The organism is Pseudochrobactrum sp. Wa41.01b-1, from assembly GCF_019464455.1.
Classification (GTDB): Bacteria; Pseudomonadota; Alphaproteobacteria; order Rhizobiales; family Rhizobiaceae; genus Pseudochrobactrum; species Pseudochrobactrum saccharolyticum.
Map to the genome: position 1 here is coordinate 3,196,106 of NZ_CP080493.1, position 12,540 is coordinate 3,208,645.

9 protein-coding genes are annotated in these 12,540 nt (G+C 53.2%); 6 read left to right on the forward strand and 3 right to left on the reverse strand.

Going from position 1 to position 12,540, the window contains the following annotated elements; genetic code table 11:
- The first annotated feature begins 5 nt into the window (after positions 1–5).
- A complete protein-coding gene (gene smc, locus K1X45_RS14590) occupies positions 6–3,470 on the forward strand; it encodes a chromosome segregation protein SMC (protein WP_220159264.1) in 3,465 nt (1,154 codons plus the stop codon).
- A 124-nt stretch (positions 3,471–3,594) separates the two neighbouring features.
- The gene (locus tag K1X45_RS14595; protein ID WP_220160532.1) at positions 3,595–4,488 is read left to right on the forward strand and encodes a cation diffusion facilitator family transporter; all 894 of its coding nucleotides are present in this window, start codon (positions 3,595–3,597) and stop codon (positions 4,486–4,488) included.
- A 56-nt stretch (positions 4,489–4,544) separates the two neighbouring features.
- On the opposite strand, the gene K1X45_RS14600 is transcribed toward K1X45_RS14595, so the two are convergent.
- On the reverse strand, positions 4,545–4,892 hold the full coding sequence (locus K1X45_RS14600) for a VOC family protein (protein ID WP_028233815.1): 348 nt from the start codon (positions 4,890–4,892) through the stop codon (positions 4,545–4,547).
- A 348-nt stretch (positions 4,893–5,240) separates the two neighbouring features.
- On the opposite strand from K1X45_RS14600, the gene ppdK reads away from it, so the two are divergent.
- Together ppdK and K1X45_RS14610 are read left to right on the forward strand one after the other, a co-directional pair.
- A complete protein-coding gene (ppdK, locus tag K1X45_RS14605) occupies positions 5,241–7,907 on the forward strand; it encodes a pyruvate, phosphate dikinase (RefSeq protein ID WP_220159265.1) in 2,667 nt (888 codons plus the stop codon).
- Positions 7,908–8,005: 98 nt separating this feature from the next.
- Positions 8,006–8,884 (forward strand): polysaccharide deacetylase family protein, encoded by an 879-nt coding sequence (locus K1X45_RS14610; protein WP_370627046.1) that lies wholly within the window; start codon positions 8,006–8,008, stop codon positions 8,882–8,884.
- A 22-nt stretch (positions 8,885–8,906) separates the two neighbouring features.
- Here K1X45_RS14610 and K1X45_RS14615 read toward each other — a convergent pair whose 3' ends face one another.
- Positions 8,907–9,287 carry a hypothetical protein gene (locus K1X45_RS14615; RefSeq protein ID WP_213597012.1) on the reverse strand — a complete coding sequence of 127 codons (381 nt, stop codon included), beginning with the start codon at positions 9,285–9,287 and terminating at the stop codon, positions 8,907–8,909.
- 490 nt (positions 9,288–9,777) lie between these two features.
- Between K1X45_RS14615 and K1X45_RS14620 the strand changes: the two genes are divergently transcribed.
- On the forward strand, positions 9,778–10,527 hold the full coding sequence (locus K1X45_RS14620) for a DUF1499 domain-containing protein (protein ID WP_220159267.1): 750 nt from the start codon (positions 9,778–9,780) through the stop codon (positions 10,525–10,527).
- Positions 10,528–10,529: 2 nt separating this feature from the next.
- Here K1X45_RS14620 and K1X45_RS14625 read toward each other — a convergent pair whose 3' ends face one another.
- Positions 10,530–11,435, reverse strand: a complete 906-nt coding sequence (locus K1X45_RS14625) for an MBL fold metallo-hydrolase (protein ID WP_220159268.1) — start codon at positions 11,433–11,435, stop codon at positions 10,530–10,532.
- Positions 11,436–11,621: 186 nt separating this feature from the next.
- On the opposite strand from K1X45_RS14625, the gene puuE reads away from it, so the two are divergent.
- A complete protein-coding gene (gene puuE, locus K1X45_RS14630; protein ID WP_220159269.1) occupies positions 11,622–12,539 on the forward strand; it encodes an allantoinase PuuE in 918 nt (305 codons plus the stop codon).
- The last annotated feature ends 1 nt before the right edge of the window (position 12,540 follow it).

Below are 12,540 nucleotides of genomic sequence, written 5' to 3' on the forward strand. Positions count from 1 at the left end.
GGCTGATGCGTTTTACCAAGTTACGCCTTCTCGGATTTAAATCTTTCGTCGAGCCGATGGAATTCGTCATTGAAGGCGGATTGACCGGTGTCGTCGGGCCGAATGGTTGCGGTAAGTCCAATCTCGTTGAAGCGCTGCGCTGGGTTATGGGGGAAAACTCCTATAAGAATATGCGCGCCTCCGGCATGGATGATGTCATTTTCTCCGGCTCCGGCACACGTCCTGCACGCAACAGTGCTGAAGTCACCCTCTTTCTCGATAATAGCGACCGCTCTGCACCGCCATCCTATAATGACGTGGATGAGTTGCAGGTTTCGCGCCGTATTGAGCGTGAATCCGGTTCCGTTTATCGCATCAATGGCAAGGAAGTTCGTGCCAAAGATGTACAGCTATTGTTTGCTGATCAATCTACCGGCGCGCGTTCCCCGTCTATGGTCGGGCAGGGACGTATCGGTGAGCTTATTCAGGCCAAACCGCAAGCACGCCGTGCATTGCTGGAAGAGGCTGCCGGTATTTCCGGTCTGCATTCCCGTCGCCATGAAGCTGAATTGCGTTTGCGTGCGGCTGAAACCAATCTTGAACGTCTTGAAGATGTGGTCGGTGAGCTTGGCACCCAGATTGAAAGCCTGAAACGTCAATCCCGTCAGGCTAATCGTTTCCGCGCATTGTCCGCAGATATCCGTGCGGCGGAAGCGATCCTGTTGCATTTGCGCTGGTCGCAGGCCAAGCAACAGGAAGGCGAGGCGCAGAGTGCTTTGGCAACCGCCACATCGCAAGTTGGTGCCATGGCACAGGCGCAGATGATTGCGGCCAAAGAGCAGGCTATTGCAGCACAGCATCTTCCGGAACTACGTAATCAGCAGGCATCCGCATCTGCGGCCTTACAGCGTCTGACGATTGCGGTTTCGCAATTGGATGAAGAAGCGACGCGCCTGATACAGCGCCGGTCTGAGCTGTTAAAACGTCTTGAGCAACTGAGTTCTGACATCGCCCGCGAAGAGCAGATGTTGCAGGAACATGCGGCTGTGCTTGAGCGTCTGGATGATGAAGAGCAGGATTTGCGTGAGCAGAATGAGGCTTCCGGCGATCGTGCGATTGAAGCAGAAGAACTGCTGGCCACTGCACAGGAACAACTACAGGCTCATGAGTCTGAACTAGCGCAGATCACTTCTGCAAGAGCAGAGGCTGCAGCAGAGCGCACGCAAAGCGAACGTTTGGTGCGTGATATTGCCGAGCGCAGTGAGAAACTCTCAGTGCAGTTGCGAACGGTAGAGCAGGATATTGCCGCGCTGGAAAATCAGCTGAAATTACTCGCCGGTACGGAAGAAAAAGCCGCCAGAGTAGCGCTGGCCGAAGAGGCGGTTCAGGCTGCGGAAGAGCAGGCTCTGGCTTGCGAAGAAATGGTAGAGCAGGCGCGGGAAGCCGAAACCGGCCGCCGCCAGCCATTGGCGCATGCACGCGAAGAGCTGAACCGGATTGAAACCGAAGCCCGTACTCTGGCCAGTATTCTCAATAGCGGCCAATCCTCCACCTATATCGCTGTTGTTGAACAGATGCAGGTGAAAAAGGGCTATGAGACCGCACTTGGTGCAGCCTTGGGCGACGATCTCGAAGCGCCGGTTAATCCGCAGGCGCCGGTTTTCTGGACAGATATTGATAGTCAGAATGCGCGGGATTTTGGCTCCCTGCCGCAGGGTGCAGTGCCGCTGAGCACGGTGGTAGATGCGCCTGCGGCATTGCAGGCACGTCTCTCCCAGATCGGTCTGGTGGATGACAGTGAAGGTGCAAACTTGCAAGCACAGCTGCAGAGCGGTCAGCGGCTGGTGAGCCGAGAAGGCAGTCTCTGGCGTTGGGATGGTTTTACAGCGCGTTCCGATGCGCCGACTGCCGCCGCACAACGGCTGGCACAAAAGAACCGTCTGGCGGAACTTGAAGCTTCTGCTGTTACTGCGCGCAACCGTGTAACACAGGCTGAAACGGCCTTACGTCAGGCCGAAACGGCTTTGCGCGAGGCGGTGGAACGTGAACGCAGCCTGCGCGATCATTGGCGCTCTGCGCAGCGTGAACTGGCGCAGGCGCGTGATGTCTTGGCTGAGGCTGAGCGTGTTGCCGGACAATTATCCAGCAAACGTGCAGCGCTGGATGAGGCGAAAACCCGTCTCAGCGACAGTCTTGAAGAAAACACCATTCAGCTGGAGGAAGCACAGATCAGGCTTGATGATCTGCCGGATCTGGCTGCATTGAACCTGCAACTGACCTCGCTGACCACACAGGTCATGGCCGATCGTGCTGCGATGACAGAAGCCCGCGCCGCGCATGATAATCTGCGCCGTGATGCGGAAAACCGTCTGCGCCGTTTGGAAATGATCGGGCATGAGCGCAAAAGCTGGCAATCGCGGGCAGAAAATGCCCGCCGACAAATTGCTGCGCTGACTGAGCGCAAAGCGGAAACCAGTGATGAAGCGGAAGATCTGGCGGAAGCACCGGCGGATATTGAAGAGCGCCGCCGCGAGCTGCAAAGCGCGGTAGAAGATGCCGATGCGCAACGCAAAGAAACCTCTGACCGCTTGAGCATTGCCGAAACCGAGCAAGCCAAACTGGATAAGCGCGCAACGCTGGCTATTCAGGAACTGGCTTCCTCGCGGGAAGTGCGAGCCCGTGCCGAAGAGCGTCTGGCTGCGGCGGAAGATCGCCGCAAGGATACAGAAGCGCGTATCGCGGAGGTGCTGAATTGTGCACCGCATGAAGCATTCCGCCATACGGGGCTGAATGCTGGTGATCCGCTGCCGGATATGGATCATACAGACCGTCAGCTTGATCGGTTGAAGATTGAGCGCGAACGTCTCGGTGCAGTGAATTTGCGCGCTGAAGAAGAACAACGCGAATTGTCGGAACGACAAGATGCGATCATCAATGAGCGTGAAGACGTTATTGAGGCGATCAAGAAACTGCGTCAGGCCATTCAAAGTCTGAACAAAGAAGGCCGTGAGCGTCTTCTGGCGGCATTTGATGTGGTCAATGAGCAGTTCCAGCGCCTGTTCACGCATCTTTTCGGTGGCGGTACGGCAGAGCTGCAATTGATTGAATCGGAAGATCCGCTTGATGCAGGGCTGGAAATTCTGGCACGCCCTCCGGGCAAGAAGCCGCAGACCATGACCCTGCTGTCCGGCGGCGAGCAGGCGCTGACGGCAATGGCGCTGATCTTTGCAGTGTTCCTCACCAATCCGGCACCGATCTGCGTGCTGGACGAAGTGGATGCACCGCTCGACGACCACAATGTGGAACGCTATTGCAATCTGATGGATGAGATGGCCGCGTCCACAAAGACGCGTTTTGTCATCATTACCCATAATCCGATTACTATGGCACGCATGGATCGTCTGTTCGGTGTGACCATGGCCGAGCAGGGTGTGAGCCAGCTGGTTTCCGTTGATCTGCAAACCGCTGCTGCCATGCGTGAAGCAGTGTAAAATTATAGTCTTGCTGAGCCTGTTAAATCATTCCGTTTTCTTTTGTCCGATGCAAAGTTAAGAATGATTTTCATGCGTGTTTTATCTGAGTTGCAGACTGGCATGCAAAGCTGAAAGGCAGATGATGAGCGGCGATCACAATCATGCGGATATAAGCACAACACCGGTTTCGAGGCTTTGGCTGGCTTTAGGCCTGACAGGTAGTTTCATGATTGCCGAAATCATCGGCAGTTATGTGACCGGCAGTCTGGCGCTGCTGTCTGATGCCATGCATATGGCGACGGATACTTTCGCGTTAGCACTTGCTCTGATTGCCATTTATCTGGGGCGCCGTGCAACGGATATTTTCCGCACCTATGGCTATTCCCGCTTTGAAATTCTGGCCGCTGCAATCAATGCCGTTCTGTTGCTGCTTGTCGCATTCTATATTCTCTATGAAGCCTATGAACGTCTGTTCCAGCCTGCAGAAGTGCAGTCTGTTGGCATGATGATTGTCGCTGTTCTCGGTCTGATCGTGAACTTCATTTCCATGCAGCTTTTAAGCGGCAAAAAAGACGAGAGCCTGAATGTTAAAGGCGCTTATCTCGAGGTCTGGGCGGATATGCTCGGCTCTGTCGGTGTCATTGTCGGTGCGGTGATTATCTATCTGACAGGCTGGCAGTGGGTGGACTCGGTTATTGCTATGGGCATCGGCTTCATGGTTTTTCCGCGCACATGGGTGCTGCTCAAGGAATGTATCAATATTCTGCTGGAAGGCGTGCCGGTCGGGCTGGATTTGCGCAAACTGGAACAATCTGTTCTGGCCGTTTACGGCGTTGATGCAATCCATGATCTGCATGTCTGGTCGCTGACCAAAAGCCAGCATTCCCTGACTGCGCATATTGTGCTGCAACCTGAGGCAAATGGCGAAGCCGTGCGCCGTGCAATCGAACAGGTATTGCAGCAGCAATATGATCTGCATCATACGACACTGCAGATGGAGGCGGAAAACTGTGCCCGTGAGGAAGATATTCACTAATCATCTACGGCGCTCATTTAAGCGCCGCAGCTGTTATTCATATCTGTGAGTGCCGGTTAATTTTCACTCCACACGGCCAGTTCATTACCGGACGGATCGGTGAAATGGAAGCGGCGGCCACCGGGAAAACTGAAAACCGGTTTGACGATTTTGCCGCCTGCTTTTTCAACATCAATCAGTGTCTGTTCCAGATCCTCAGAATAGAGCACCGGTAGCGGCTTGGCATTTTTCGCTTCATCGCCCTGATAAAAGCCACCATCCAATCCTTCAGAATGGGCGGCATAATCGGGGCCGTAATCGGTGAAGCTCCAGCCGAAGGCATCGGCGTAAAAGGCTTTGACATCCTTCAGGCCGCTCTGGCCGGCAGGCATTTCGATATAGTCGAGTTTTCCGGTTTTACGCATGATGATCCCCGAAACAAGGTTGAGAATGACGTTTGTTAATAGCAGATTCCGTGTCGTTTTCATGTGCCGGAATCAAACTCTCAGCTGATTCCGTTAAGTTGCGGAAATGCAGATAAAAACACTTTTCGTATTGCCGCAAATTATTCATCTGTGCCGACAATAAACCGGAAACGAATTCCGCAAAATCGATTTAAACAAATATACAGGCGCTGCGTTGCGCTTTGTTACCGTTTTTCTATATTTTTCAGTAGCCCGCAGCAGTGCTATCGCTTAAGCAGGAAGCGTGTATCCGGTATCGGTTATCATGACTTACATTCAGCCTGAGCCGGACATAACAGGAGGACGGGAATGGTTAAGTGGGTATATCACTTCGGTGACGGCAAAGCTGATGGCGCTGCAAGTGATCGTAATCTTCTGGGCGGTAAAGGTGCAAACCTTGCTGAAATGAGCAGCCTTGGGTTGCCGGTGCCTCCGGGCTTTACCATTACCACCGATGTCTGCACCTATTATTACGACCATGACCGGACTTATCCTGAAATCCTGAAAGCACAGGTTGCACAGGCGCTGGAAAATATTGCTGCGCTGACTGGCCGCCGTCTGGGCGACGTGACCCGACCGCTGCTGGTTTCGGTGCGTTCCGGTTCCCGTGCATCCATGCCGGGCATGATGGATACGGTGCTCAATCTCGGCCTTAATGATGATACGGTTGCGGCAATCGCGGCCGAGGCCAATGATGAGCGCTTCGCCTATGACAGCTACCGCCGCTTCATCCAGATGTATTCGGATGTGGTGCTGGGTGTCGACCATTCCTTCTTTGAAGAAATTCTCGATGATGCCAAAGCCAGTCTCGATCTGGATGTCGATACCGATCTGACTGCTGATGACTGGCGCGGTGTGATCGATCAGTACAAGGCCAAGGTTGAGGAAGAACTGGGCGAGCCGTTCCCGCAGGATCCGGAAGCGCAGCTTTGGGGCGCGATTTCTGCCGTGTTCTCCTCATGGATGAATGCGCGCGCGATCACCTATCGCCGCCTGCACAATATTCCGGAAAACTGGGGTACTGCCGTTAACGTGCAGGCCATGGTGTTCGGCAATATGGGCGATACATCAGCAACCGGCGTGGCCTTTACCCGTAACCCTTCCACTGGCGAGCGCAAGCTTTATGGCGAATTCCTCGTCAATGCGCAGGGCGAAGATGTGGTAGCTGGTATCCGCACCCCGCAGAATATTACCGAGGAAGCCCGTATTGAGGCCGGTTCCGAGCGTCCGTCGCTTGAGAAAATCATGCCGGAAGCTTTTGCTGAATTCCTGAAAATTGCTGATCGTCTGGAACAACATTACCGCGATATGCAGGATCTGGAATTCACCATTGAGCGTGGCAAGCTCTGGATGCTGCAAACCCGTTCGGGCAAGCGCACAGCTAAAGCCGCGCTGAAAATGGCTGTGGAAATGGTTGAGGAAGGGCTGATCGGCAAAGAAGAAGCCGTCAACCGTATTGATCCGGCATCGCTGGATCAGTTGCTGCATCCGACCATTGATCCGAGAGCCGAACGTCATGTCATTGGTATCGGCCTGCCTGCCTCTCCGGGCGCAGCAACCGGTGAGATCGTGTTCTCTTCGGAAGATGCGGAACAGCTGAAAGCGGAAGGCCGTAAAGCCATTCTCGTGCGTATTGAAACCAGCCCTGAAGATATTCACGGCATGCATGCAGCGGAAGGTATTCTGACCTCGCGCGGCGGTATGACCAGCCATGCGGCTGTGGTTGCCCGTGGTATGGGCAAGCCTTGTGTTTCCGGTGCCGGTACACTGCGTATTGATTACCGCAACGGAACGATGCTGACAGCCGGTGGCACCTTCAAAAAGGGTGATATCATTACCATTGACGGCGGCAGCGGACAGGTGCTGAAAGGCACTGTGGCAATGCAACAGCCGGAACTCTCCGGCGATTTCGGCAAGCTGATGGTTTGGGCAGATGAAGCCCGCCGCATGAAAGTGCGCACCAATGCGGAAACACCGGCGGATGCCCGTGCAGCCCGTTCTTTCGGTGCGGAAGGGATTGGCTTGTGCCGTACCGAGCATATGTTCTTCGAGGGGCCGCGTATTCTCGCTATGCGTGAGATGATTTTGGCATCGGATGAAAAAGGCCGTCGTGTTGCGCTGGATAAACTTCTGCCGATGCAGCGCGACGATTTCACCGAGCTGTTTGAAATCATGCAGGGGCTGCCGGTCACCATCCGTCTGCTCGACCCGCCATTGCATGAATTCCTGCCGAAGACTGCGGAAGAAATCGCCGAAGTCGCCAATGTCATGGGCGTGGATATCGACAAGCTGACCGAGCGTGCGGAAAGCCTGCATGAGTTTAACCCGATGCTTGGACATCGCGGTTGCCGCCTTGCGATCTCCTATCCGGAAATTGCTGAAATGCAGACCCGTGCGATTATCGAAGCGGCGATTGCCGCTGCCAAAGATACCGGTGAAGCGGTTATACCGGAGATTATGGTGCCGCTGGTTGGTATTAAAGCCGAGCTGGATTTTGTGAAAGCGCGCATTGATAAGGTTGCTGCACAGATCATCGCTGAAAGCGGCGTGCAGGTTGACTACATGGTTGGCACCATGATCGAACTGCCGCGTGCTGCCTTGCGTGCAGGGGAACTGGCTGAGACGGCTGAGTTCTTCTCCTTCGGTACCAATGACCTGACACAGACGACCTTTGGCGTATCGCGTGATGATGCTTCATCCTTCCTCACGCAATATCAGGCGCTGGGCATTATCGAACAGGATCCGTTTGTGACAGTTGATTTCGATGGCGTTGGCGAGCTGGTGCAGATTGCATCGGAACGTGGCCGCAAACAGCGCAGTAATATCAAGCTTGGCGTTTGTGGTGAACATGGCGGTGATCCGGCATCGATCGGTTTTTATGAAAAGACCGGTCTGGATTATGTGTCCTGCTCTCCGTTCCGTGTACCAATTGCCCGTCTGGCAGCTGCACAGGCGGCAATTGCTGCAGCGAAGTAACGTTGTAAATAATCAAGACGATGCGCCGGATGCTTCATCCGGCGCATTTGTAGTTTATGGTGCTATAAGTTCATCATTGAAACATGAGCCGGTGCGAGATGTCTGTCATTAAATCCTTATTGCTGAGCTTGAGCCTGAGCATTGGTGCAACTGCTGCGTTTGCTGCAGATGAAGCCTTGCTCTCGCCCAAAATTTCGCAGCGCCATCTGATTATTGAGCCGCAGCTTAATCTTGCAGGAAAATCAAATCCGATACAGGTGGCACTCACGCTGGATGCTTGTTCGGGCGATACCGACCATCGTATTCTTGATGTTCTGGTGAAGGAGAAAATTCCGGCAACTTTGTTTGTGACTGCGCGCTGGCTGCGCCGTAATCAGGCGGCAATTGAGGTTCTGAAAGCGCATCCTGAGCTGTTCGCGATTGAAAATCACGGGGCAGAGCATGTCCCCGCAATCACCGTGCTGAAAACCATGTATGGAATTCCGACAGCAGGTACACCTGCTGCAATCGAAGCAGAGGTCAAAGGCGGTGCGGATAAGATTACGGAAATCTTCGGCAAGCAGCCGCAATGGTACCGTGATGCGACAGCGCGTTATTCAACGGATGCCGTGCGCCAGATCGAGGGGATGGGTTATAAGGTTGCCGGTTACTCGCTCAATGGTGATCGCGGCGCATCCCTGCCTGCGGCAACGGTTGCCAAACGTATATCCTATGCCAAAGACGGCGATGTGATTATTTCACATATCAATCAGCCGAAGCGTGTCTCCGGTGCCGGTGTGGCTGAGGGTATTCTGGCGCTGAAGAAGAAAGGCGTGCAGTTTAGACTGCTGAGGGATATGCCTGCACGCGCAGCGCCGAATGTGGTGAGTGAAACTGCGCCGCCGAATGAATCTGTTTCGCAGAAAGGGAATAAAACCCATTCTAAAATAAAGACAAAACCGGCATCGGCAGAGCCTGTTCCGGTCTCCGCGCAATGACATATCAAGTCTTTGAATGATTTCAGAGGTTGTTCTTTAGCTTGCCCATAACGGCAGCGTAATTGCGTCCGAGGCTTTCAAACAGCACATTATTGCCTGAGAGCGGTGCGTGGGACAGAGTAATCCCGTCATTCAGCAAAGTGACGAAAACCACCTGATCCTGCACGGCGGACGGCACAAGAATGGCGCCGATACGTTGTGCATTGGTAGTGTCCAGCGCAGGCATATTAAACAGGACTTCACCGCCGACAATTTCAGCAGCTTTAGCCAAGGACAGATCAAAGCCATCGGTCAGAACATCCTGAGCACCGAGGGCAAATTCAACTTCAACTGCTTCTAAAGACGCGTTCTCCTCAGACGCGGCTATCAGGTTTTCGTTGGTGGAGGAGGGCGTTTGCCTCATAGGGGGAGCGTCTCCGGCTGTATAATTCTTCTTATCCGCAAACTGATTGTGGCAGTTTGTGAATTTGATGCAATCTCATTTTAGTGATTTGTTATAATATCATGATAAATAAAAATATTTCTCTTTTATCTATCGTTAATCACAGATCTTTACCTCTTTTGCTACCTGACGAAATGAACAGTTCTTGCGGGCAGCGATGCGGATCGCGTATTGTTTATGCTCGGCAGAGCCTGAATATTGTGCGAAGCACCTTCGCGGGACTGATTTCTTTACCCGCCTCGATGCGTAAAACAAAGAGACAGAGTGGTTTTACAATTCCGTGTTTACCGGAACCGCTCTCTAACCGGCAGTGCGGCAAGTGATGCTTGAAAATTATTACATCCGGCGCAAGGTAAGACGTCGTTCCTCGCGATCGGCGAAATATGCACCGGCTTGCGCTTTAGCCGGCCTGGGATTGCTCATTGCTGCGGTTACAGCACATCGTTTCGGTTTGATTCAACAGCCGGATCTGGTGTTTATTGTGACACTTGCCGTGTTTTTCGCTCTGCTGGCTTTGTTGCTCTCAGCAAAATCTTTTTATAATTTATGGCGCAGCGGCGATGCCGGAGGGCGGCGTGCCATGCGTGCCTGCTTTATCGCTCTGGTCACATTGATCCCGCCTGCACTTGTGCTGGGGCAGATCAGCGGCACACCGCGTATTCATGATGTTTCCACCGATCTCGAAAACTCCGTGCAGTTCAATACTGTGATGAGCAATGAGCAGGATTTATTGCAGGATTATAAGCCTGATTTCCGCGTGCAACTGCTTCAAAAACTCGGGCTGGGTGATCTGACTGTGCAGAACAGTCTGGGCACCGATGCGGTGCCGGATATGTTGCAGCAAATCTCTGCCTATCCGGAAGTGAGCGGCAGGCAATATGACAGTGCGCAAGATCACGTCTTAAAAGCTGTGCTTAAAGTGCTGAAAGAGCAGGGCTTTGCTGTAACTGCTACGTCCGGTGCTGCCGGTGAAGACATGGATGTGAGTGTCGAGGCAACTGCCAAGACGTTAATTCTGGGTTTGCACAGCGATGTGGTCGTGCGGCTCAGGGACGAGGCCGAGCAAACCACGGTCGATATGCGTTCTGTCTCGCGTTACGGACGCTATGATATGGGGTTCAATGCCGGTTTGATCGGTACGTTTTTTAATGCGCTTGATCTGGAAATGCGCAATGCCGTGCCGGATGCGCCTGAAGAGTAAACTCAGGCAGGCCGATAGAGACTGTCCGGCATCGGATCGCCGTCTGTTTTGACTAATCCGCGTGAGACCAGATCTTCCAGATGGGCGAAAACCGAAAGTCCTGCTGCACCATGCAGGCGCGGATCGGTATCACGATAAATCGCGGCGACCATCTGCGCGATGGTTTCATCGCCCTGCATCACCCGCTCAAACACTGCCCGTTCACGCATTTTCCGATGGGTGCGAAGCCCGCGTAAAAAACGATGTGGTTTGGCAATCGGTGCGCCATGCCCCGGCAGATAGAGGCTGTCTTTGCGTTTGAGCAGTTTTTCCAGAGATTGCATATAGGCGCGCATGGAGCCGTCCGGCGGCGCGACAATCGTGGTCGCCCATGCCATAACATGATCGGCGGAAAATAAGATGCCGCGATCATTGAGTGCGAAACAGGCATGGTTAGCCATATGGCCGGGAGTATGGATCACCTCTAATGCCCAGTCAGGATTGGTGAAAATCTCTCCGTCTTTGGCGCAAATATCCGGCGCAAAATCGGTGTCCACACTGGCATCCAGCGCATTGCTCTCGCCGTCAAATAACGGGCGGGCGGATTGATGCGGGCCTTGTGCAACAACGATTGCACCGGTTTCACTTTTCAGTCTTGCGGTCAGCGGTGAATGATCGCGATGGGTGTGGCTGACGAAAATATGACTGACCGGCCTGTCTGCAATAATGTGCATCAGCGTTGCAAAATGCGCTTCATCTTCCGGCCCCGGATCGATAATGCCGAGTTGGGTTTTGCCGATAATATAGCTGTTGGTGCCGTAACCGGTAAAAGCGCTGGCATTATTGACGGTTACGCGCAGAATATCCGGTGCAATCTGTACTGCTTCACCATAGGCCGGATCAAATTGCGTATCAAATTTCAGAGACATCAAAGAGACTTTCCGGCAGGCATCACAATAATAACAGAGTGTCTATAAAGGCTTTTCAGTGACTTGTCCCGTTTATCCGCCCTATATATAATAATAGACAATTATTGTTAAAATTGTCGACAATTTGACATTGACAAAGTGCCGGATGTTTTATCATTTTGAGCGGACAGAATTGGGGAACAGATTATGCAAAAATGTGGTGAACGTGAATTTATCGGATATGGCCGTCATACGCCGGATCCGCGCTGGCCGAACGGCGCGCAGATCGCCGTACAATTCGTGGTCAATTATGAAGAGGGCGGCGAGAGCTGTGTTCTCGATGGTGATGCCGGTTCTGAATGCCTGCTGTCCGAGATTGTCGGCGCACAAAGCTGGCCGAAGCAGCGTAACCAGAATATGGAATCGATCTACGAATATGGCGCGCGCGCCGGTTTCTGGCGGTTGTGGCGCATGTTCACTAAGCGCAATATGGATGTGACTGTCTATGGTGTGACCAAAGCCATGGAGCGTAATCCGGAAGCCGTTGCTGCAATGAAAGAAGCAGGATGGGAAATCGCCAGTCATGGTTTGCGCTGGCTGGAATATAAAGATTTCACGGAAGAGGAAGAACGCTGTCATATTCAGGAAGCGGTGCGCCTGCATACAGAACTGACAGGTGAGCGCCCTTACGGTATCTATCAGGGCAAGCCTTCCGACAATACGCTGCGGCTGGTGATGGAAGAAGGCGGTTTTGTCTATTCCGCCGATTCCTATGCCGATGAACTGCCTTACTGGATCGAAGGGCCAAAAGGGCCGCATCTGATCGTGCCTTATACGCTCGATACCAATGATATGCGCTTTGCCACGCCGCAGGGCTTTAATGCCGGTGACCAGTTTTTCAATTATCTGAAAGACACTTTTGATGTGCTTTACCGCGAAGGTGAGGAGGGTGCGCCGAAGATGATGTCTGTCGGTCTGCATTGCCGCCTTGTCGGCCGTCCGGGTCGTGCGGCGGCGCTGGAGCGTTTTCTGGATTATGTGCAGTCGCATGACAAAGTCTGGGTCGCCAAGCGTATTGATATTGCCCGTCACTGGCATGAAAATCACAAACCGGCAGGGCAATAAT